This window comes from Bibersteinia trehalosi (assembly GCF_004346205.1).
GTDB classification, from domain to species: Bacteria; Pseudomonadota; Gammaproteobacteria; order Enterobacterales; family Pasteurellaceae; genus Bibersteinia; species Bibersteinia trehalosi.
In genome coordinates this window covers 181,874-202,828 of record NZ_SMAM01000003.1, presented here as the reverse complement: position 1 = coordinate 202,828, position 20,955 = coordinate 181,874, and the positions used below count along the sequence as shown (strand labels likewise).

The following is a 20,955-nucleotide window of genomic DNA, read 5'->3' as shown; positions in this document are numbered from 1 at the left end:
AAATCCCGTTCGTTATCTTGCTCGCTATTCTAACGAATATTTTGTCTAGTTATTTCTAGTTAGGTAAAGAATCTTTTACAAGCGGTATATTTTCTGCATTTTTCTGCAAAATTAACCTTAGCAAGCGTTGGCGCACGTAAGCATTCATTGGTTTTATTACCGGCACAAATATTTCATCAGAAATTGGGTTACACTGCAAAGCTAGATACATCTCTAATACCTGCGTTAAGCTAACCCCATGCTGATTACGAAAAAAATTTTGCACCCGATAAATTTCGACAACAAACCCCAAAGCTTTAGCTTGTGCCATTAAAGCCATGAGAAAAGTAGCATTTACACCAACATTGCTTAACACAATCAAACAACAATTATGTTTCGTTTGCAAAGCTTGGCTCAATGCCTGTAAAGCTTGCTGCTTTGCATGTTTAAAGCGACTCGGCGTCCAATGATATTTACCATTTTCAGACAGAAATTTATCATTTTCTATATGAAAAACCTCTGCTTGCGGAAATTCTTTTTTAAAAGCGTCGATCTTCTGCTGAGCAAAAGTAGATTTCCCAGCACCTGCATGCCCGCGAATAATGATCAATTTTTTCATCGCATAAAAGTAAAAAAGGACGCTTTTCAGCGTCCTATTCTCTATTCTTTAAACATTAAAGAGCAGATTTTGCTTTCTCAACTAATGCAGCAAAAGCAACTTTGTCAAATACTGCAATGTCAGCTAAGATCTTACGGTCGATTTCAACAGATGCTTTTTTCAAGCCGTTGATGAATTTGCTGTAAGATAAACCGTTTTGACGTGCTGCTGCGTTAATACGAGCAATCCATAATTGACGGAATTGACGTTTACGTTGACGGCGGTCACGGTAAGCATATTGAGCAGCTTTAACTACTGCTTGGAAAGCAACGCGATACACGCGTGAACGTGCACCATAATAACCTTTAGCAGCCTTAAGAACTTTCTTATGGCGTGCTCTTGCAATAACACCACGTTTTACACGAGCCATTATTTAATCTCCTAAATTGTCTATTTTGATTTCACGGGCGTAAGCATTCCGCCCCTACTAAGAATTTCTATTCGTACGTCCGTACTTTCTACGCAACCTTAAAGGCTTATGCGTATGGTAAGCACGCTACAACTAAAACTTGGTCAGCTTTCGCTACCATTGATTTATGACGTAAGTGACGTTTACGTTTAGTGGTTTTCTTAGTCAAAATGTGACGTAAGTGAGATTGTTTACGTTTGAAACCGCCAGACGCTGTTTTTTTGAAACGCTTAGCAGCACCACGTACTGTTTTAATTTTAGGCATTGTTAAAAAACTCCGCATTGTTTTAGTGAATATTTGTAATTAGGCGAAGTGCAACATTTGCTACCCTTACTTGAAAAGCACTAATTACTCTCCGTGCAATTTTCATTGCAATAAAAAAGCAAATCAGGCTGCTGAGTCTGCCTGTTCGCCTTATGTTTTTCCAACGAAAAAACGAGCGGATTCTATAAGAACCGCTCATTTTTTGCAAGGAAAAATTATTTTTTCTTCGGTGCAATCACCATAACTGCTTGGCGACCTTCTAATTTACCCGATGCACTTTCGACCACTGCAATTTCAGCAGTATCTTGTTTTACACGCTCTAGCACATCAAAACCAATATCTTGGTGAGCCATTTCACGACCACGGAAACGTACAGTGATTTTCACTTTATCGCCATCTTCCAAGAAACGTAAAATGCTACGCAATTTCACTTGATAATCGCCAACGTCAGTACCTGGGCGGAATTTGATTTCCTTCACTTGTACGACTTTTTGCTTTTTCTTCTGCTCTTTTGCGGCTTTCTCTTTTTCGTAGATAAATTTACCGTAGTTCATAATACGGCAAACTGGTGGCTCTGCATTTGGGCTGATTTCCACCAAATCTAATTCAGCTTCATCTGCTCGTGCTTGAGCTTCCTGAATAGATACAATACCGACTTGCTCGCCATTTTCATCAGTTAAGCGAACTTCTTTAACACCACGAATCTCATCATTTAAGCGATGAGCACGGTTAGACTGAACACGTTTTGCAGGTTTAATAATTAAATTCCTTCTATTGGTAAATTTTTACGAAAATCAGCCCGCTTGTCACAAGCTCAATTTCGACCTCTGGCTCTAAAATGAGCAAAACGGGGGGATTTTACTTGGTTTTAAGGCATTGAGCAAGACCAGAACGATATTTTATAATCACTTCACATTACCTAGTTAAAGAATATGCTTTCGACTCTTGCATTTTGGCTTAATCAACTGTTGCAATTTTGTTTAGAATTACTCTGCCACCAATACTTGATGAATCCCATTCAAACTGCAACGCCCGCGATACTGCAGCATAAAATCAGCCTGTACCTACGTCCAAAAATAGCTAACCTGCAATAAAAAGGCGGATATCTCATCCGCCTCTATCTTCATTTTGCAAAAAATGCCGTTTTTCTACCGCTTACGCTTCACCTAGCAATTTCAGCTCTCGGTTTTTAATTTGTGCTTTGAGGATTTCCACAAATTCTTCTACTTTATAAGTGCCTAAATCAGCCCCTTTACGAGTACGCACGGAAATTTTACCCTCTGCGATCTCTTTATCACCACATACTAACATATATGGCACACGGCGTAAGGTATGTTCACGCACTTTAAAGCCGACTTTTTCGTTGCGTAAATCCGCTTTGACACGGATACCTGCGTCAGACAAGGTTTTCACCACGTTTTGCACATAATCTGACTGGCTATCGGTGATATTCATCACCACTGCTTGCACAGGGGCTAACCAAGTTGGATAGAAACCGGCATACTCTTCGGTGATAATGCCGATAAAGCGTTCTAATGAACCCAAAATCGCACGGTGAATCATTACAGGCGTTTTGCGATCGTTGTCTTCAGCAACGTAAGAGGCACTTAAACGCTCTGGTAAGAAGAAGTCTAACTGAATCGTACCGCATTGCCATTCACGATCTAAGCAATCACGCAAAGCAAACTCTAATTTTGGTCCGTAGAATGCCCCTTCGCCTTCTTGAATTTCATATTCCAAGCCGTTGTGTTCTAATGCAGTCGCAAGGTCTTTTTCTGCTTTTGCCCACATTTCGTCCGTACCAATGCTTTTCTCTGGGCGAGTTGAAAGTTTCACCGCAATGTTTTCAAAGCCGAAGGTGCTGTAAATGTCGTACACCATTTTAATGCACGACGTCACCTCTGATTCCACTTGGTCTGGCATACAGAAAATATGCGCATCATCTTGGGTAAAGCCACGTACACGCATTAAGCCGTGTAATGAACCAGACGGTTCGTTACGGTGGCAAGAACCAAATTCTGCCATACGCAACGGCAAATCACGGTAAGATTTTAAACCTTGATTGAAAATTTGCACGTGCCCCGGACAGTTCATCGGCTTAATCGCATATTCACGGTTCTCTGATTGGGTGGTGAACATTAAATCACCGTAGTTTTGCCAGTGTCCTGTTTTCTCCCACAATACTCTGTCCATCATAAATGGGCCTTTTACTTCTTGGTAGTCGTATTGTTTGAGTTTGGTACGCACGAAAGTTTCTAACTCACGGAAAATAGTCCAACCATCATTATGCCAGAACACCATACCCGGTGCTTCTTCCTGCATATGGTAGAGATCTAACGCTTTACCGATTTTACGGTGATCACGTTTTGCCGCTTCTTCTAAACGTTGTAAATAGTCGTTAAGCTGTTTCTTATCTGCCCATGCTGTACCATAAATACGTTGCAACATTTTATTTTTGCTATCACCACGCCAGTATGCCCCTGCAATTTTTTGCAATTTGAAATGATGACAGAAACGCATATTTGGCACATGTGGCCCACGACACATATCAATATATTCTTGGTGATGATAAAGGGCTGGCTGATCGTCTTTGCTGATATTCTCATCTAAGATCGCCATTTTGTACGTTTCACCACGCGCTTCAAAAGTATCTCTTGCTTCTTGCCAGCTAACACGTTTTTTCACCACGTCATAATTGGTTTTTGCCAGCTCTAACATACGTTTTTCTAACGCATCAATATCTTCTTGGGTTAAAGATCTGTCTAAATCAATATCGTAATAAAAGCCGTTATCAATGGTCGGCCCGATTGCCATTTTTACATTCGGGAAAAGTTGTTTGATCGCATGCCCTAATAAGTGTGCGGTTGAGTGGCGAATAATTTCTAAACCGTCTTCATCTTTGGCAGTAATAATTTCAAGGCTAGCATCTTCGGAAATGATGTCGGAAGCATCACGGCGTTCGCCATTTACACGCCCTGCGATGGTCGCTTTTGCTAAGCCTGCACCGATAGATTGGGCGACTTCCATTACAGAAACTGGATTGTCAAATTGACGTTGTGAACCGTCTGGTAAAGTAATAATTGGCATTTTAAATTCCTTACAGTGGTAACCCATACGAGAGGTTACTTGTTGATTTCAGAATACGTTTTCCCCTCTCCCTCCGAAGCTTTCAGCTTCTCCACCCTCTCCCCACTGGGGAGAGGGATAGATTAGCGTTTCGTTCAGAAACGATAATCAGGGAGAGGGGAACATAAAACAAAAAACCGCCAACAAGCGGTTATTTTCCATAAAAATTTTGCAAATCTCGCCCCAACTTTGGGCGGCAGAAATGCGTTGGAATTATAGCATATGCACATTGCTTTGCAAAAAAGCCCTAAAATCCTACCGCATACCATTCAAAAAAAGCCGTTTTTACGCTATCCTACACGCAATTTTTTTCGCTTTTAAATAAAGGTCAAATTTTATGCAGCAGCAATATAATCCAAGTGCGATTGAGCCAAAGGTTCAGCAATTCTGGGCCGAAAATAAAGTATTCAAAGCTATCAAAGATATCTCTAAGCCAAAATACTACTGCCTTTCTATGTTCCCATATCCGTCAGGTCGTCTGCATATGGGGCACGTGCGTAACTACACCATTGGTGATGTCGTGTCTCGTTATCAACGTATGAACGGTAAAAATGTGCTGCAACCAATGGGTTGGGATGCATTTGGTTTGCCAGCAGAAGGGGCGGCGATTAAGAACAAAACCGCACCAGCAAAATGGACTTACGAAAACATTGAATATATGAAAAATCAGCTCAAAATTTTGGGCTTTGGTTTTGACTGGGATCGTGAAGTCACTACTTGTCGTCCAGAATACTACAAATGGGAGCAGTGGTTCTTTACTGAGTTATACAAAAAAGGCTTAGTTTATCGTAAGACTTCAACCGTAAACTGGTGTCCGAATGATGAAACCGTGCTTGCAAATGAGCAGGTTCACGAAGGTTGTTGCTGGCGTTGTGATACGCCAGTGGAACAGCGTGAAATTCCGCAATGGTTTATTAAAATTACCGATTATGCCGAGCAGTTACTGGGCGGTTTAGATCAGCTTCCAAACTGGCCTGATCAAGTAAAAACCATGCAACGCAACTGGATTGGTCGCTCGGAAGGGGTAGAAATTACATTCCAAATTAAAGATAGCGATCAAACCTTGCCTGTTTACACCACTCGTCCTGATACCTTCTATGGTGTAAGTTATGTGGCGGTGGCAGCCGCTCACCCTCTTGCTGAGCAAGCGGCTAAAAATAACGAAAAACTTGCAGAATTTATTCGTGAAGCGAAAAACACCAAAGTTGCCGAAGCTGACATCGCGACGATGGAGAAAAAAGGTATGGCTACTGGTTTGTATGCAATTCACCCATTAACAGGCAAAGAAGTCCCAATTTGGGTGGCAAACTTTGTGTTAATGCACTACGGTACAGGGGCAGTGATGGCAGTGCCTGCTCACGATCAACGTGACTTTGAATTTGCTCAAAAATACGATTTGCAAATTAACCAAGTTATCGCACCGCTTGATGGTTCAGAGTGGGATTTCAACCAAGCAGCATACACCGAACACGGCAAACTCATCAACTCTGCGGAATTTGATGGCAATACCTTTGAGCAAGCATTTAACGGCATTGCGGATAAATTAGAAGCATTAGGTGTGGGCAAACGCCAAGTGAATTACCGCTTGCGTGACTGGGGCGTGTCTCGCCAACGTTATTGGGGTGCACCAATTCCAATGCTGACCCTTGATAGCGGCGAAGTTGTGCCTGCACCAATGCAAGATTTACCGATTATCCTGCCAGAAGATGTGGTGATGGACGGCGTGAAAAGCCCAATTAAAGCCGATCCTGAATGGGCAAAAACCACCTACAACGGCAAGCCAGCATTAAAAGAGACTGATACCTTTGATACCTTTATGGAATCTTCTTGGTATTACGCACGCTACACCAGCCCACAATTTGCCGAAGGCATGCTAGACAGCGATGAAGCGAATTACTGGTTGCCAGTGGATCAATATATCGGCGGTATTGAGCACGCTACCATGCACTTGCTCTACTTCCGTTTCTTCCACAAATTACTGCGTGATGCAGGTTTGGTAAGTAGTGATGAACCAGCGGAAAAACTGCTCTGTCAAGGTATGGTGCTTGCGGACGCATTCTACTACACTAGCCCAACTAACGAGCGTATTTGGGTGAGCCCAACTGAAGTGACACTGGAAAAAGATGATAAAGGTCGTATTCTCAAAGCCTTTGATAAAGAAGGACGTGAGCTTGTGCATAGCGGTATGACCAAAATGTCAAAATCCAAAAACAACGGTATTGACCCACAAGAGATGGTGGAAAAATACGGTGCAGACACCGTACGTTTATTTATGATGTTTGCCTCACCTGCGGAAATGACGTTGGAATGGCAAGAATCTGGTGTGGAAGGGGCAAAACGTTTCTTAGGACGCCTTTGGAATTTGGCTTACGAATATAACCAAAATCCAGCAAGCGTTGAATTAGATGTTTCAGCTCTCACGAAAGCACAAAAAGAGCTTCGCCGTGAAGTGCACAAAACGATCGCCAAAGTGAGCGATGACATCGGTCGCCGTCAAACATTCAACACCGCAATTGCGGCGATTATGGAGTTAATGAACAAACTCACCAAAGCTGAGCTTGCTGGTGATCAAGATAAAGCGGTAATGAAAGAGGCATTAAGTGCGGTGATTCGTATGCTTTACCCAATCACACCACATATCTGTTTTGAACTTTGGAATGATCTCGGTTTTGAAGGCACCATTGATTTTGCCGAGTGGGTGCAAGCTGATGAATCAGCGATGGTAGAAGATGAAAAACTTATCGTGGTGCAAGTAAACGGCAAAGTGCGTGGTAAAGTGACTGTACCAGCCACAGCGACCCAAGAAGAGATCAAAGCAGCGGCACTTGCCGATGAGAATGTGCAAAAATTCTTGGAGAATATGGAGGTGGTGAAAGAAATTTACGTACCACTGAAAATGTTTAGCTTTGCGGTGAAGCCGAAAGCGTAATATCATCACATCTAAATGTAGGGGCGTATTGCATACGCCCTTTTATGCAATGATTAGGGCGTATGACATACGCCTTTACAAGGGATTTCATCCAAATGTTCAAAAAACTTTTTGCATTTTTTGCAATTTTTTTAACCGCTTGCGGTTGGCAATTTAAAAACAGTGAGCTGTTTCCCGAAGAGCTACGTACACTCTCGTTTGAAAGTGCTGATCAATATAGCGATATGTCCCGTGTTTTACGCAATCAGATGTTATCAAATGATATTCATATCGTGCCAAAATCAGCCAATGTCGCTAATTTACGCCTGAATTCAACGCAAAGTAGCGATACCGTTGCCTCGGTATTTAAGCAAGCGCGTGAAGCGGAAAAAATTCTCAGTTTAAATGTAACCGCAACAGTAACAATGCCGGATCAGCAAAGCTATCCACTAGAAGTATCTGTACACCGAACATTCTTTGATGATTCTCGTGCGGCCCTTGCAAAATCTGAAGAGCGCGAAAGTATTATGCGTCAAATGTATGAACAAGCTTCTCGTCAGTTACTAATCAAAATTGCGGGGCTACATACCGAAATTAACAAAACAAAATAGCACAATGTTACAGCGGATTTTTCCAGAAGGCTTAAAAATGGCGTTAGAAAAAGGTCTTACGCCCTTTTATGTATTAAGTGGTGCAGATTTAATGCTGGTTGGTGAAGCTAAAGACAGCATTATCGCCTTTGCTCGTCAGCAAGAATTTGATGAAAAAACCGAAATCACTGTCGCTCCAGATACCAAATGGGAAAATCTCTTCGAACAAGCACAATCTGGGGGACTATTCTTTAGCCGCCAGATTTTCATCCTTGATTTGCCTGAATCTACCACAGCCACTCAGCAGAAACAATTAAACGAACTACTTGCTCTTTCACATCCCGATCTGCTGTTTATTCTACACCTGCCTAAATTTTCTAAGGCAATGGAAAAGCAGGCATGGTTTACGCAAATTGAAGCGAACAGCACGATCATTAACTGCCAAACGCCCGACATCAATAAAATGCCAACTTGGCTAAATCATCGTGCTAAAGCAATGAATTTACAATTAGATAATGAAGCGATCGGCTTACTTTGTTATAGCTACGAAGGGAATTTACTCGCATTAAAGCAAGCTTTACAATGGCTACAGCTACAGTATAGCAATAAGAAAATTGGGATAACTCAGGCGAAAGAAATTGTTGAGCAATCCGCGCAATTTACGCCATTTCAGTGGGTTGATGCCCTATTACTTGGAAAAATAGCAAGAGCAGTGCGAATTTTACGCCAACTTGAAAATGAGGATGTACAAGCGGTCGTTTTGCTGAGAATTTTGCAAAAAGAGTTGATGATCTTGCTCGAAATTACTCGCTCACCGCAAACTATTCACTCAAGCCAGCCACTTTATCTTGGCAATTTACGCCAAGAATTTGACCGCTTGAAGATTTGGCAGAATAAACGCCCAATTTATCAAAATGCGGTTCAACGTTTGAATTATCAAAAACTCTTTCAGATTATTCAATCACTGGCTGAAATTGAAAAGAAAGTGAAGCAAACATTTAGCAATGATATTTGGAACGATCTCGAAAAATTGTCACTGAAGTTTGTTTAAATTCTGTTAAATTTCCATTAGAATGTTATCCGTTTTGGCAAATTATCGCCAAGTATAATATGTTAAGTTTAACTATTAGGACAAACTATGAAGAGATCTCTTACCCTACTCGCAGTGGCATTTAGCCCTGCTGCTTTGGCTGTTGCTAGCCAATCCTACTATACTCAAACTCACGTTTATGAATTAACTCAACGCTATGATTTAGCCGTACCTAAAGGTTCAAATGGCGAAACAAAACTTTGGATTCCATTACCAAGCAATACTCCTTACCAAGATGTGAAATCACTTGAGTTTGATGGCAATTTCCAACATGCTTACATTACGGAAAATAACCAATATGGGGCAAAAACGCTGTTTGCTAGTTGGGACGAAAAAGCGGAAACACGAGATTTAACACTCAAATTAGTTATTGAAACTCGTGATCGTGAACCAATGGCACAAAATGCACTGAAAAACTATCAAGTGCCTGAAAAAATCATTTATGGGGTGGATGTACAGCCTTATCTCCAAGCGACAGAACACATTAAAACCGATGGGATTGTAAAAGAGTTTGCCGAGAAAATCGTAGGTAATGAAAAGAATCCGCTCGAACAAGCTCGTCTTATTCATAACTGGATTGTTGCTAATATGGAACGAGATAATTCCGTGTTAGGTTGTGGCGATGGTAATGTTGAAAAAATCCTTACCAGTGGAAAGCTTTCAGGTAAATGTACCGATATTAACTCCGTATTTGTGGCTTTAGCACGAGCTGTTGGCATTCCTGCCCGAGAAGTTTTTGGTATCCGCTTAGGACAAGCTATTAAAATGGGTAAGTATTCCAAAGGTGCTTTTGGTTCTGCGGATGAAAATGGCATTGCTGATATTGCCGGTGGGCAGCATTGCCGTGCTGAATTTTATTTAGCAGGTTTTGGTTGGCTGCCAGTGGATTCCGCCGATGTAGCCAAAATGCGTTTAGCGGAGCATAAATCAGTGGAAGATGCAGATACTCAAGCGGTGGCAAAATATCTTTTCGGTAACTGGGAAATGAATTGGGTAGGCTTTAATCACGCACGAGATTTCGATCTCTATCCACAACCAGAACTCGCTCCTATCAACAATTTTGGCTACCCTTATGCGGAAATTGGTGGCGATCCATTAAACCATTTCGATCCGAAAGAGTTTAAATATGAGTACATCTCCAAAAAACTCAAATAACCTAATAACAACTCTAATGGCGGCTCTTTCAGCCGCCATTGCCTCAAGCCTTTGTTGCATTGCACCTTTAATATATCTGCTATTTGGGATCTCTTCACCTTGGCTTATGCAATTAGGCAAACTCACATGGCTACAAATTCCGATGACAGTCATTTCGCTTACCATCTTTGCATATGGTTTTTGGCTACTATTCTTTTCCAAGCGAATTATCTGTAGCAAATATCTCTCTCATCGTACATTGATGTGGCTATATGCAGCAGTATTTATACTGATTCTTTTCTTTTTGCTCTACCCAACTTTTTTACCATGGATTTTAGAAAACTATGCTTAAAAAATTACTTTTGACCTTTTTATCTTTCTCTGCTCTAGCTAATTTTGCTCAAGCAATAGAGAAAAAAACAATGACCTTCCATATTCCAGAAATGTATTGCCAACTTTGTGTCTATTTAGTCAATAAAGAAGTTCGAGAAGTGGAAGGAGTAATGTCAAGCAAAGCATCTTTTAAAGAACGCAATGTGGTCATTGTGGCACAACAACATGTACAAGAAGCAGATATTGTCAATGCGATAAAGAAACTCAATTATTCTGCAACGTTTATCAAATAATTTCGCATACCCACAAATTGTGGGTATGTTTATCTATTAGCGACGAGTTAATTTATACACTTGGCTAAGTAATGAAACAGGTAGTAATCTAGGCAATGCTCTCATCAAAAATACGGCTAATCCAGAGAATAGATCTTGCAATCCAAGCTGTCGTTTCAGTTTAAATAACCGCCACTCTGCTTTTGCTTGTAAAAGACCATGCCTACGTCCAACCATACCATTACCTACTCGGGCATAAACTAATATATCGGCTAAATTACTAGCAACTTTGCCTAATGCAATCAATTTAATCCATAAATAATAGTCTTCTTGTAAGTCTTGGTAACCACCACAAGCTAAAACCTCATGCTTACGGTAGGCGACCGTCATATGGTTAAATGGACAACGTTTTTGGGTGAATTTCACAATTTCTTGATAAGAGGTTGGTACTCGGCGGTAGCTGACAATATCCTGCACATCTTTGTCAAATTCGGCAATTTGCCCACCAACAATCACTAAATCGGGATGTTGTTCAATAAATCTGACTTGTTTTTCAAAACGATCCGGCACACAAATGTCATCCGTATCCATTCGAAACACCCAATCGTTCTTACAATGGGTTAAGCCAATATTCAAAGCCTTACCCAAACCTTGATTTTCAGCCAATCGAACAATAACAAGCGGTAGTTTTTGAGCAAAATTTTGTACAACTTGCTCTAATTCAGGCGTAATTTTACCATCAAAGACAATAACAATTTCATCAGCTAAAATAGTCTGAGCTGCCAAACTTTCGAAGCATTCGATTAAATACGCTGCTTGCTCCTTAATATAGAGCGACATCAATACCGAGAATTTCATTAAAAATACCGTTTCATATTAATTGCCAACTTAGGCGAAATAAAAGTGATCAACGCAATTGCTAAATATTTTAAATTAAAACTGCCACAAAACATTCTTAAATAAAAAACACCTGCTTTACGTGATAAATTCATCATATGAGTATAAGAGAGCATATAAAGTGAATTAAATGTAAAGTTTCTCTGTTGTTGCGCTGTTTTAACATATTTTTTTGCAATCTCTTGAATTGCTTTTTCTGTATTTTCTGTGTTAGTAGAAACACTTGCACGCTGAGTATAAAATGCGCATTTAGTTAATGCATTATCCACATAACACGGTTTAAAATTTTTATTAGTCACTAACTTTAATAGAAATTCATAATCTTCTAAAGAAAGCAACTCATCAGATAAACCATTTACACTTAAAAATAGTGATTTTTTTACCGCAATCATCGGCATTCCACCTATTTTATTCGCTCTAAGCAAATTATCTAATGTAATATCTGCGATATCAGTAAATGGGCGAGTAAAATAGCTAAAATGCTCATTGACCATAATACATTCTGCCGGATGATAAATAAAATTCACCTGAGGATCCTGAGAAATCTTATGTGCTAAAATTTCACACTTTTCTAACGCAAAGCGATCATCATCATCTAAAAATAACAGCCATTCCTTTTCTGCTACATTCGCTCCAATATTACGGCTTTTAGCAGCTCCTTGATTTACTGAGTTACGAATAATTTTTAGTGGAAATGAATAGAATTGTTTAATTTCTACCGATTGAGTAGAACAATCATCCACAATAATTACTTCAAAATTATGTACTGTCTGACACTCTAAACTTTTTAATAAATCCGCAATATATTCTTGACGATTATAAGACGGAATAATAATACTAAACATTATTTAATTACCACGTTTAAAAATAACGACTTGCTTGCCATTACGACCAAATAACGAAAGAAACATTAATAATACTAACATAATTCCTGGGAAGGCATAAGTATCAGCCTTAATATTTAAAATAGAGAGAATTAATATAGTTGAAAGTATAAATTTCCAACTCGTATCAAACCAATTTTGAGCAATGCGATAAACAAAATAAGCGGTAAAGAAAAAGCAAACCGCTAAGTAAGCAATACCACCATATAATATTTGGCGAATAAAGCCTGAATCTGTTGCACCATAATAATGCCCTGCGGGCGTATAGTAGTAACCATCACCAAGTAATATTTGTTTCAGCTTTGGCAAATAAAGCTGATTTTTAACTAAATTCTCACTTGATGAACTAATTTGAGAAATATCATTAAATACCACTGCTTGCTCTGCGCTTGATGATACCCCTGTAATTTTTAGAATATTAATGAGCGGTTCTAGTGCATGTAATACATATTTGTGTTCTGAAAAATTTATTGCTAAGAACAAGCAAATACCACTAAAAACGATTAATACAGGGATATATCTCCATTTAAAGTAAACTAAAATACTCAATACTGATAAAAATAAAAATGTTCGTCCTGAAATTAAACCAATAAATAACAATAAAAACAGAAACAAACTATTAACATTATTATTCTTTGCATTATAAGCTAGTAAGAAGTGCATTAGCATTAAGTAAAAAATACTTAACTGAAAAAATGCCATTGAGGTAATGTTATATAAACGATATTCTTGTTCTGAGCCATAAAAGCGTGGCAAAAGTACATTTGTTGAAAGGCTTAAATCAATCACAAAAGGTATGCCGGATAATGCCAGAATACCCACTATAGATTGAATAACAATCCCTATTTTTAGGTCTCGAATTACTTTTGCTTGTCCGCTTTCATTAGCATAAAATAGATTATAAATCGCTATACCAAATATAAATAAAATTAACGTTTTTACATATTGAATAATGACTGCAAATTCCGTTGTTGCATTTAGAAAAATAGGAATAATACTAAATAAAATCAAACCAATAATAACAACTAAACTATCTATTGGTAAAATAATACCATCAACTAATTTTTTCTGCGCCCAACGATAGATTAATATGACACAAGCTAAAACCCCATATAAAAATGCCATTCGAAAAAAATGGAATAACCAAGGATCATAAATATAAAATAGATTAAATATCGCCGACATTTTATTTCCTTATATTTCGTTTTATTGCTAAGAGTTTCTTTGCAGGGTATTTAATTAACTTCTGCCAAAAATAGTGCGAATTTGAACCTCGCAAAGCTTCTAAATTTGAATTCAGTTTAGGATTTTCAATTGCTACTAAAGGGCGAACAACTTGAATATTCAAACCAAATTCATCTCCAAATAAAATGAAATCATCAGCAAGCCAAAAAGGCTTCTCTTGCTCTAATGTTTGTAAAAAGATCCTTGCTGCAGATTTACGAATTAAATAAGAGACTGTACCAGCATAATAATTTTTATATGGATACCCGATAGCAAAACCATTTTGTTTTAAGTCTGTTAAAAACGCTGTAGGATAATTAAGTTCAAGTTCCCTATCATTAAATTTTGCAATTTTTGATTGCCCTAATAAAATTATATCCGCTGAAGATTGTTGATTTAATATTGCCTGCAAAACCACCGGAAAATCTTGGTGAAATAGTACATCATCTTCACAAATTAAACTAAATTCGTTTTCCCCAATTGAGTCATCTTGTATAATTTGCTGATAAACGCCTAAATGACTTAAAGTACAGCCAACTTCACCTTTAGTAGCATGCCTTCCATATTTTTGCAAAAAATTGGTTAATTCAAACCGCTTACTTAAATATTCTTCACTTTCTGACATCGTATTAAATGCTGAAAAAATTTGGAAATCAGCTGTATCTGGCTGGGAAAAAAAGAGTTCTCTTCGTAGATTATCCTTATCTAAGGAAATTAAATATTTTTGCATATTATTCTCGAATATCGATAACATTAATTTCTAGTTTCTCAAAAAGAGCATAGGTTGCATCAAATGCGGGATCATGAGTTTCAATTTTGAGGGCAGCCATATCAATATTAGGGCTTTTATTATTCAAATTCAAAATTGCACTACTAAAGTAGGTATATACTTTACATTTACGTTTAGAAAACTTACTAATAATATAATCTTCAAAAATAAGCGGTGTATTAATATAGCTTATATTTGATAATTTATATTTTTCCCTCGGATGAGGAAAATAGTAATGGATATTAAATTTTTTTATCACTTTTTCTGCTAAGGCAATATTAGCATCATCATCAGCATAAACAGGTTGCCCAAGTAAAATATTTACTGACTCAACATCATCACTGTTAATTTCACTATTTTCAATTAAATCAATCCCTTCCGTATTTTTAATGATATTTGGAAAACCTTGATAAATAGTGTAGTGCTTTTGTGATAATGTTCTTAATTTCTGGTTAGAAAAACGATTACCTAAAATGCAATTAATCATTTTACGCATAGGTGTTTTAGGATCATTCCTCAAAAAAGGGCTACTCTCTACAATGTTTACTGTACCATCATCAAAAGTGTAAAACTGTTCAAATTTTACTGAACTAAGTAAAAATTGAATATGTAATTCGGTAAAATTGGCAACGAATACCCTAACAAAAGATTTCCCTGTAAAGAAAAATTTTAGCCGAATAATTTCTTTTAACAAATTAATTCTATCATTATGCTGTAATAAAGAAAAAAATCCAGCTTGGCATTTACTTTTTAAACGCGCCTTATAATGAGAAAATTTGCTATTATCTACAGTATGTAGCATAACCCCAAAAAACTTTTCTTCAGGATAATTTTCCATAATTTTTTCTGCAATGAGCACTTGCAATGGCGTACAACAAATAATTAGATTCATAATTTTTTACTCACTCTTGCGGTCATAGTATATAGCAAAGGAAGAATAATGATCGCCCCTAAAATTCCCGCATAAGGAATATATTGAACTTCTGTCTTACTCAATAGTAATAATGCAATAATGTAGCAGATGGTTCCCAATACTGAGCAAAATGAAATTTGCTTATTTTTTCCAAAATAAAAAAGGTAATTCACTAAAATCAGATAAGGAATTAATAACGCAGATGAAATTAAAAATAGTGTAATATAATACTTTGTCCCTACGAATTGTTCCCCTAAAATCCAAATAACAATATCTTCAGGAATCAACCAAATAACTAAAGCAGGAATAGGGATAATTAGTAAGCTATATGTTGCCCAGCGATGAATATCGCGTAATGTGATTTTTTTCTGCTTTAATCCTTCAAATAAATGAGGTGTTAAAGCCTTATTTAGCACCTGAATTACAATGGTTAATATAGATGCTATCTGTAAGCCCATTGCATATAAGCCTAATTCAGTTTGACTAAATTGATGATTAATCAGAAAGCGATCAAATTGTCCACGTAAAAATAGGCTACCGTTATGTAAAATAAGCGGAAAGCCAAAGCCAAGCAAATAGTAAAGTGCTATTTTATAACGCTGGAAACTAAACCTTTTTGTATGAACATGCCGTGTATATAAAACATAAGCAAGAGTAAAAACAAAAATATTGCTACATAAAATCGCTAATAAGCGCTTCTCAACTAAATCATCTTGGTAGATTTCTAACAATAGTACTGTCAGAGCTGCAGATACTATCGTTGAACAAAGCTGAATTAACGCATAAGACAGCGCCTGTTTACGGCATTGTCGTACTGTCAATTGCACATTTAAAAAAGATTGAAACAGAGCAGATAATGCTACAATGGCTAAAATTTCTGATTGCGTTAGCCAACAAACCGCTAAAATCAGTATACCAATAGCAAAACTATAGCTATACCCTGTTCGTAATACTAAATTGAGCGAACGCTTACCATAAAAATAGAAATAGCGAGCAACGGCACCTTCCTGGCTCAAACTAATAAAAATAGTAAACAGCGCCAACCACGCTTGAAAATAGGAAAGCTGCCCAAATCCTTCCACGCCCAATTTACGCGAGAGATAAGGCAAAAGTAAAAACGGCACCGAACGTGCCGTCAATTCGCCTATCAGATAAATTGCACTATCTTTAACAACTTTCATTAAATTTCTTTCTCAATTAAGCTTTCTGCAAGTTGCAGATCGTGAGTAGCATCAATATCTACCGAACGATAACTTGGCATTAAATAAAATTTAACTTGCGGAATAAAGAAATTTTTTGCATGCAAGAGCGAGCGGATATCATTGATATAAATTGCGCCATTAGCACGATACATTCTCGGTAAACTCTGGCGAGGAGCCTCAAAATCTGTTAATTCTCGCACAGGTACTACCTCATCGCCGTCTAAGGAAAATGATTTATACGGATGGTGCTCACATTCGCAGGCAGAAACAACCGATTTGCAATCGCCATTTAAAAAAATCTGCATTGCGTTACGAACATCAAGTGCTGTGCGTAATGGACTAGTCGGTTGCAATAAAGTTGCAATACCATCGCTAAATTCTAGACTATTTAAGCAATGTAACACCGCATCAATAGTACGAGTATCGCTCTGTGCGAGCTCAAGTGGGCGATGCAACGCTTGTGCACCATATTTTTCAGCCTCTTGTAAAATCTTCTCACCATCAGAGGTTACAACTATCTCGTCAAACATTCCCGACTCTTTTGCAGCTAAAACCGCGCGTCCGACCAGAGAGATTCCACCTACTAATTGTAAGTTTTTATCCTTGATACCCTTTGAACCTGCGCGAGCAGGGATAATTGCAATTTTTTTCATAAATCTAACCGCTTGTAAAAGAGTTTACCATTGTAATTTTTTAGCCATAGACAAGCAAGAATAGATCAGGAATAATGCGCTCCCGTTTTTTATATTCTTAAGCTATGTTTGAGCTCACTAAAATAATTACAGCCATCATTCTACCACCATTTAATGCTTTGCTATTATGGCTGTTTGCGCTGTTCTGCTTTAAATTTAATTGGCGTAAAATCGGCTATAGTGCTGCATTACTTGGGATCAGCATCCTCTATCTTTTCAGCATTCCATATACATCAAAACTACTGAATGATAGCCTAATCAAAGAAGATAATCTCACACTCACAGATTACCGTAATGCGCAAGCCATTGTCTTATTGGGCGGAGGATTACGCGATAGTAAGGAGCTATTTGCCAAGCTTGCTACGAACCAAATTGCGGTAGAACGTGTGCGCTATGCGGCATTTTTGCACAGAGAAACGCAACTGCCTATTTTAATCACAGGCTCAGCGCCTAATGGCGTTTCAGAAGCGTCAGTTATGGCTAAAGAATTACAAATGTTTTACCAAGTGCCAACCAAATGGCTAGAAGAACAAGCCAAGACAACCAAAGAAAATGCATTATTTAGCCACAAAATTTTAGCTAAGCAACATATTAACAAAATCATTTTGGTGACAAACCAATGGCACATGCAACGCGCTAGAATGTTATTTGAGCAACAAGGTTTTGAGGTGCTTCCTGCTAGTGTCGGCGCAGGAGCAACCCCCGAAACCTATGGAATGAATTTAATGTATTTTATCCCGCAAGCTGGCGCAATGAACAGCAATATGCTTGCTTTAAAAGAGTGGATTGGTTATTTAAAAGAACGGCATTAGCCCCACTTTTAATGCTCTCGGCGATAAGCACTTGGGCTTATTCCATAGCGTTGTTTGAATGCTTTACTAAAATGCGTTTCAGAGAGAAAGCCAACTGATAATGCCACTGCTAGAACCGAATTAGCGGAATGTTTAAGTAATTGTGCTGCTTTTTGTAACCGAATTTTATGCACAAAAGCATGCGGGCTTTGCCCTATTTTTTGTTTAAACAAGCGCATAAGCTGTGCCCGAGAAATCGGGCTTTGCTTTACCATCATCTCTATCGACCAATCCTGTTCTGGGGCATGTAGAATTTTCTGAATCAACTGATTAAGTCGATGATCATGAATACCCCGTAAAATTCCACCAACATCATCGGGCTGTTGCAGCAAATAACGGCGTAAAATTTCAATAAGCAATACTGTCGATAAACAATCAATAACCTGCTGTGATGCTGTTTCATTCTGTGCAATTTCAAGTTGTAACAAACTTAAAACTGGTTGTAGCACCTGATTAGGTAAGTTTAGCCATAGGCAATCAGGCAAACTGCTAAACAACTCAGATTGTGGCTCATAGTGAAAACACGCACAAAATAACTCCAGCTCATTGCCTTGCCCATTATGAATTTTTCGAATCTGTATTCCACCTTTTTGTTCAATGCTTGGTAACAATGAAACACCATTATATTGTTTATGATAGCTTAATTGATGAGAGGTAGAACGACTGAGCAATACAATATCTCCTTGCTTTAGTGGACGATAGTGTGTTTCATTGGCTAACTTTAGCCATCCAGTCCCTGCTACTACAATATGCACAATCGCTTGTGCGGCTTGGCATTGATGCTGTACCAGCCATTCTCCCTGAAAATGACACTGCACATTAATCCCACCACTCACTTGAGCGAGTTGTACTAATTTATCTAAACTTTTGATCATACGATTTTGCTAGAAATTGAGATTTTTTAATAAGAAACATTCTGAAAAGATCGCAATAATAGCACTGTTTTTTATACAACCCAACGGAGAAATCATTATGCAACAATTTACAGACTGGCAAGCACATACAGCACATGTCAAACAATCATTCGGTAAACTTGCGCAAAATCATCCTAAAATGTTTGATGCTTATAAAGCACTAAATACCGCTGCGGCAGCGGAAGCTCTTGATGCAAAAACCCGTGAGCTTATTGCGTTAGCCGTAGCAATTACCACTCGTTGCGAAAGCTGTATTAGCGTTCACGCAGAAGAAGCCGCAAAAGCAGGAGCAACGGAAAGTGAAATTGCTGGCGCGCTAGCTACTGCGATTGCGTTAAATGCAGGAGCAGCATATACCTATGCTTTACGTGCAATGGAAGCAGTTGAAAGCCAAAAATAGTTTGCCGTATCCAAAAATAAAGCGGTGGATTTTTGCAGAAAATTTGCAAAAATCCACCGCTTATTAAGCCATTTTAAAATAATTTTAGGCTTTTTCCGCTTCTAAGCGCTCAAATGAAAGTACTTTGCGTTCAACTTTACGCAGTACTACCGTCATTATTCCTGTAATCACAAGATAAATTACACCAGCCATACCATAAATCGTAAGTGCATCATATTCCGTACCATATAAACGACGTGCATAGCCCATTATATCCATAATGGTAATAGTTGAAGCTAAGGATGTGCCTTTAAATACTAAGATAATTTCATTACTGTATGAAGGTAATGCTCGACGCAATGCATACGGAATTAAGATTTTTAACGTCTGTATGCGGTTTAGCCCCAATGCTGCACAAGTTTCCCACTGCCCTTTAGGAACCGCTTTTACCGCGCCATGGAACAGCAAGGTAGAATAAGCAGTGCTATTAAGCGCCAAAGCAAGCATTGCACAAAACCACGCATTCGAGAGTAATCCCCAAATAGGACTTTGGGTAATCCATTCAAATTGTCCCGGCCCTGCATAAATCAGAAAAAATTGCACCAATAATGGCGTTCCTGTAAATAGCGTTAAAAAACCATTAATTAACCATTTTATCGGTTTATTTTCCATTGAAAGCAGGAAGGTTAGCAGCACAGCCAGCACGAAAGCAACAACTAATGCGACTGCTGTCAGCATTAAACTGGTTGGGATTCCCTGTGCAATGACGGATAAATATTCTTGCCACATTTTTATCTGCCTCCTCTTTCAAAACGAGTTACGCGCTGTTCTAAACGGCGGATAAAGAACTGGCTAATTAAGGTAATTGCTAAGTAGATCAAAGCCGCAAAACCATACCAAGTAAATGGCTCATGAGTACGAGTATTAACCAATTCAGTTTGGCGCATTAAATCATGTACCCCAATTAAAGATACCAGCGCGGTATCTTTAAGTAGCACCAGCCATTGATTGCTTAACCCAGGTAATGCATGGCGCCACACCTGTGGCATTACAATATGGATAAAGGTATAGCCACGACTTAAACCAAGCGCAGCCCCTGATTCCCATTGCCCAATTGGAATAGCTTGAATAGCGCCTCGTAGCGACTGCGAAGCATAAGAGGCAAAAATCAATGATAATGCCGTAACCCCACTACCAAAAGCACTTAATTCAATGAATTGCCCTGTAATCATCTCCAACACTTCAGGTGCACCAAAATAGATCAGAAATACCACTAAAATTTCTGGCAAACCTCGTAATAATGCTAGAAATACAGTTGTCGTCTTGCGTAACGCTGCCCATTTGCTCGTTTCTAAACTCACAAAAACGACTGAGAGCAACATACCAACTAATAACGAACAAACCGCTAACCCTAGGGTCATTAGGGTTGCGGTATACATTAAAGGAAGATAATCAAAAAACATAAA

The 20,955-nt window shown here is 38.5% G+C and carries 23 protein-coding genes; 8 read left to right on the top strand and 15 right to left on the bottom strand.

Features of this window, described 5'->3' with window-relative positions:
• Positions 1 to 55: 55 nt before the first annotated feature.
• From EDC51_RS04545 to thrS, 5 genes are all read right to left on the bottom strand, one after another.
• The gene (locus EDC51_RS04545; RefSeq protein ID WP_131928292.1) at positions 56 to 598 is read right to left on the bottom strand and encodes an ATP-binding protein; all 543 of its coding nucleotides are present in this window, start codon (positions 596 to 598) and stop codon (positions 56 to 58) included.
• 55 nt (positions 599 to 653) lie between these two features.
• On the bottom strand, positions 654 to 1,007 hold the full coding sequence (gene rplT / locus EDC51_RS04540; protein ID WP_006249240.1) for a 50S ribosomal protein L20: 354 nt from the start codon (positions 1,005 to 1,007) through the stop codon (positions 654 to 656).
• Positions 1,008 to 1,113: 106 nt separating this feature from the next.
• On the bottom strand, positions 1,114 to 1,311 hold the full coding sequence (rpmI, locus tag EDC51_RS04535) for a 50S ribosomal protein L35 (protein WP_005596065.1): 198 nt from the start codon (positions 1,309 to 1,311) through the stop codon (positions 1,114 to 1,116).
• Positions 1,312 to 1,526: 215 nt separating this feature from the next.
• Positions 1,527 to 2,069, bottom strand: coding sequence for a translation initiation factor IF-3 (gene infC / locus EDC51_RS04530; protein ID WP_081601340.1), 543 nt, complete (start codon positions 2,067 to 2,069; stop codon positions 1,527 to 1,529).
• A 397-nt stretch (positions 2,070 to 2,466) separates the two neighbouring features.
• On the bottom strand, positions 2,467 to 4,398 hold the full coding sequence (gene thrS / locus EDC51_RS04525; protein ID WP_131928291.1) for a threonine--tRNA ligase: 1,932 nt from the start codon (positions 4,396 to 4,398) through the stop codon (positions 2,467 to 2,469).
• Between the two features lie 376 nt (positions 4,399 to 4,774).
• Between thrS and leuS the strand changes: the two genes are divergently transcribed.
• The 6 genes from leuS (at position 4,775) to EDC51_RS04495 (ending at position 10,785) form a co-directional block, all read left to right on the top strand.
• Positions 4,775 to 7,366: a leucine--tRNA ligase gene (gene leuS / locus EDC51_RS04520; RefSeq protein WP_131928290.1), complete on the top strand. Its 2,592-nt coding sequence runs from the start codon at positions 4,775 to 4,777 to the stop codon at positions 7,364 to 7,366.
• Positions 7,367 to 7,461: 95 nt separating this feature from the next.
• Positions 7,462 to 7,956, top strand: coding sequence for an LPS-assembly lipoprotein LptE (locus tag EDC51_RS04515; RefSeq protein ID WP_131928289.1), 495 nt, complete (start codon positions 7,462 to 7,464; stop codon positions 7,954 to 7,956).
• Between the two features lie 4 nt (positions 7,957 to 7,960).
• Entirely contained in the window at positions 7,961 to 8,986 is a 1,026-nt protein-coding gene (gene holA, locus EDC51_RS04510) for a DNA polymerase III subunit delta (RefSeq protein ID WP_131928288.1), read from the top strand.
• A gap of 87 nt (positions 8,987 to 9,073) precedes the next feature.
• Positions 9,074 to 10,180: a transglutaminase-like domain-containing protein gene (locus EDC51_RS04505; RefSeq protein WP_131928287.1), complete on the top strand. Its 1,107-nt coding sequence runs from the start codon at positions 9,074 to 9,076 to the stop codon at positions 10,178 to 10,180.
• Positions 10,152 to 10,511 (top strand): hypothetical protein, encoded by a 360-nt coding sequence (locus EDC51_RS04500; protein ID WP_025266889.1) that lies wholly within the window; start codon positions 10,152 to 10,154, stop codon positions 10,509 to 10,511. The genes EDC51_RS04505 and EDC51_RS04500 overlap by 29 nt, the downstream gene beginning before the upstream one ends.
• On the top strand, positions 10,504 to 10,785 hold the full coding sequence (locus EDC51_RS04495) for a heavy-metal-associated domain-containing protein (protein WP_131928286.1): 282 nt from the start codon (positions 10,504 to 10,506) through the stop codon (positions 10,783 to 10,785). Before EDC51_RS04500 ends, EDC51_RS04495 begins: the two co-directional genes overlap by 8 nt.
• Positions 10,786 to 10,821: 36 nt before the next feature.
• Here the strand turns inward: EDC51_RS04495 and EDC51_RS04490 are convergent, their stop codons facing one another.
• Genes EDC51_RS04490 through EDC51_RS04460 form a run of 7 tightly spaced genes read right to left on the bottom strand, consistent with a single transcriptional unit; the run spans position 10,822 to position 17,306 of the window.
• Positions 10,822 to 11,622 (bottom strand): glycosyltransferase family 2 protein, encoded by an 801-nt coding sequence (locus EDC51_RS04490; RefSeq protein ID WP_131928285.1) that lies wholly within the window; start codon positions 11,620 to 11,622, stop codon positions 10,822 to 10,824.
• On the bottom strand, positions 11,622 to 12,506 hold the full coding sequence (locus tag EDC51_RS04485; protein WP_131928284.1) for a glycosyltransferase family 2 protein: 885 nt from the start codon (positions 12,504 to 12,506) through the stop codon (positions 11,622 to 11,624). The genes EDC51_RS04490 and EDC51_RS04485 overlap by 1 nt, the downstream gene beginning before the upstream one ends.
• A gap of 3 nt (positions 12,507 to 12,509) precedes the next feature.
• On the bottom strand, positions 12,510 to 13,730 hold the full coding sequence (locus EDC51_RS04480) for a hypothetical protein (RefSeq protein ID WP_131928283.1): 1,221 nt from the start codon (positions 13,728 to 13,730) through the stop codon (positions 12,510 to 12,512).
• 1 nt (position 13,731) lies between these two features.
• A complete protein-coding gene (locus EDC51_RS04475) occupies positions 13,732 to 14,499 on the bottom strand; it encodes a glycosyltransferase family 25 protein (RefSeq protein WP_131928282.1) in 768 nt (255 codons plus the stop codon).
• Position 14,500: 1 nt separating this feature from the next.
• A complete protein-coding gene (locus EDC51_RS04470) occupies positions 14,501 to 15,430 on the bottom strand; it encodes a glycosyltransferase family 52 (protein WP_131928281.1) in 930 nt (309 codons plus the stop codon).
• Positions 15,427 to 16,632 (bottom strand): flippase, encoded by a 1,206-nt coding sequence (locus EDC51_RS04465; RefSeq protein WP_131928280.1) that lies wholly within the window; start codon positions 16,630 to 16,632, stop codon positions 15,427 to 15,429. The genes EDC51_RS04470 and EDC51_RS04465 overlap by 4 nt, the downstream gene beginning before the upstream one ends.
• The gene (locus tag EDC51_RS04460; RefSeq protein ID WP_131928279.1) at positions 16,632 to 17,306 is read right to left on the bottom strand and encodes an acylneuraminate cytidylyltransferase family protein; all 675 of its coding nucleotides are present in this window, start codon (positions 17,304 to 17,306) and stop codon (positions 16,632 to 16,634) included. The genes EDC51_RS04465 and EDC51_RS04460 overlap by 1 nt, the downstream gene beginning before the upstream one ends.
• Before the next feature lie 104 nt (positions 17,307 to 17,410).
• On the opposite strand from EDC51_RS04460, the gene EDC51_RS04455 reads away from it, so the two are divergent.
• Positions 17,411 to 18,157 carry a YdcF family protein gene (locus EDC51_RS04455; protein ID WP_125134581.1) on the top strand — a complete coding sequence of 249 codons (747 nt, stop codon included), beginning with the start codon at positions 17,411 to 17,413 and terminating at the stop codon, positions 18,155 to 18,157.
• A gap of 8 nt (positions 18,158 to 18,165) precedes the next feature.
• Here the strand turns inward: EDC51_RS04455 and EDC51_RS04450 are convergent, their stop codons facing one another.
• A complete protein-coding gene (locus EDC51_RS04450; RefSeq protein ID WP_131928278.1) occupies positions 18,166 to 19,071 on the bottom strand; it encodes a cupin domain-containing protein in 906 nt (301 codons plus the stop codon).
• A 97-nt stretch (positions 19,072 to 19,168) separates the two neighbouring features.
• On the opposite strand from EDC51_RS04450, the gene EDC51_RS04445 reads away from it, so the two are divergent.
• A complete protein-coding gene (locus EDC51_RS04445; RefSeq protein ID WP_015432986.1) occupies positions 19,169 to 19,510 on the top strand; it encodes a carboxymuconolactone decarboxylase family protein in 342 nt (113 codons plus the stop codon).
• A gap of 84 nt (positions 19,511 to 19,594) precedes the next feature.
• Here EDC51_RS04445 and artM read toward each other — a convergent pair whose 3' ends face one another.
• Together artM and artQ are read right to left on the bottom strand one after the other, a co-directional pair.
• Positions 19,595 to 20,278 (bottom strand): arginine ABC transporter permease ArtM, encoded by a 684-nt coding sequence (gene artM, locus EDC51_RS04440; RefSeq protein ID WP_131928277.1) that lies wholly within the window; start codon positions 20,276 to 20,278, stop codon positions 19,595 to 19,597.
• 2 nt (positions 20,279 to 20,280) lie between these two features.
• Positions 20,281 to 20,952: an arginine ABC transporter permease ArtQ gene (artQ, locus tag EDC51_RS04435; RefSeq protein WP_015432988.1), complete on the bottom strand. Its 672-nt coding sequence runs from the start codon at positions 20,950 to 20,952 to the stop codon at positions 20,281 to 20,283.
• Positions 20,953 to 20,955 lie beyond the last annotated feature (3 nt).

Excerpts from the sequence above, each read along its gene's own strand:
- EDC51_RS04475 (WP_131928282.1), bottom strand. The coding sequence starts at position 14,499 with ATGCAAAAATATTTAATTTCCTTAGATAAGGATAATCTACGAAGAGAA.
- EDC51_RS04480 (WP_131928283.1), bottom strand. The coding sequence starts at position 13,730 with ATGTCGGCGATATTTAATCTATTTTATATTTATGATCCTTGGTTATTC.
- artM (WP_131928277.1), bottom strand. The coding sequence starts at position 20,278 with ATGTGGCAAGAATATTTATCCGTCATTGCACAGGGAATCCCAACCAGT.
- EDC51_RS04495 (WP_131928286.1), top strand. The coding sequence starts at position 10,504 with ATGCTTAAAAAATTACTTTTGACCTTTTTATCTTTCTCTGCTCTAGCT.
- leuS (WP_131928290.1), top strand. The coding sequence starts at position 4,775 with ATGCAGCAGCAATATAATCCAAGTGCGATTGAGCCAAAGGTTCAGCAA.
- EDC51_RS04445 (WP_015432986.1), top strand. The coding sequence starts at position 19,169 with ATGCAACAATTTACAGACTGGCAAGCACATACAGCACATGTCAAACAA.
- EDC51_RS04455 (WP_125134581.1), top strand. The coding sequence starts at position 17,411 with ATGTTTGAGCTCACTAAAATAATTACAGCCATCATTCTACCACCATTT.
- rpmI (WP_005596065.1), bottom strand. The coding sequence starts at position 1,311 with ATGCCTAAAATTAAAACAGTACGTGGTGCTGCTAAGCGTTTCAAAAAA.
- EDC51_RS04485 (WP_131928284.1), bottom strand. The coding sequence starts at position 12,506 with ATGTTTAGTATTATTATTCCGTCTTATAATCGTCAAGAATATATTGCG.
- EDC51_RS04515 (WP_131928289.1), top strand. The coding sequence starts at position 7,462 with ATGTTCAAAAAACTTTTTGCATTTTTTGCAATTTTTTTAACCGCTTGC.
- EDC51_RS04545 (WP_131928292.1), bottom strand. The coding sequence starts at position 598 with ATGAAAAAATTGATCATTATTCGCGGGCATGCAGGTGCTGGGAAATCT.
- thrS (WP_131928291.1), bottom strand. The coding sequence starts at position 4,398 with ATGCCAATTATTACTTTACCAGACGGTTCACAACGTCAATTTGACAAT.
- rplT (WP_006249240.1), bottom strand. The coding sequence starts at position 1,007 with ATGGCTCGTGTAAAACGTGGTGTTATTGCAAGAGCACGCCATAAGAAA.
- EDC51_RS04465 (WP_131928280.1), bottom strand. The coding sequence starts at position 16,632 with ATGAAAGTTGTTAAAGATAGTGCAATTTATCTGATAGGCGAATTGACG.
- EDC51_RS04450 (WP_131928278.1), bottom strand. The coding sequence starts at position 19,071 with ATGATCAAAAGTTTAGATAAATTAGTACAACTCGCTCAAGTGAGTGGT.
- EDC51_RS04460 (WP_131928279.1), bottom strand. The coding sequence starts at position 17,306 with ATGAAAAAAATTGCAATTATCCCTGCTCGCGCAGGTTCAAAGGGTATC.
- EDC51_RS04490 (WP_131928285.1), bottom strand. The coding sequence starts at position 11,622 with ATGAAATTCTCGGTATTGATGTCGCTCTATATTAAGGAGCAAGCAGCG.
- EDC51_RS04505 (WP_131928287.1), top strand. The coding sequence starts at position 9,074 with ATGAAGAGATCTCTTACCCTACTCGCAGTGGCATTTAGCCCTGCTGCT.
- EDC51_RS04470 (WP_131928281.1), bottom strand. The coding sequence starts at position 15,430 with ATGAATCTAATTATTTGTTGTACGCCATTGCAAGTGCTCATTGCAGAA.
- holA (WP_131928288.1), top strand. The coding sequence starts at position 7,961 with ATGTTACAGCGGATTTTTCCAGAAGGCTTAAAAATGGCGTTAGAAAAA.
- artQ (WP_015432988.1), bottom strand. The coding sequence starts at position 20,952 with ATGTTTTTTGATTATCTTCCTTTAATGTATACCGCAACCCTAATGACC.
- EDC51_RS04500 (WP_025266889.1), top strand. The coding sequence starts at position 10,152 with ATGAGTACATCTCCAAAAAACTCAAATAACCTAATAACAACTCTAATG.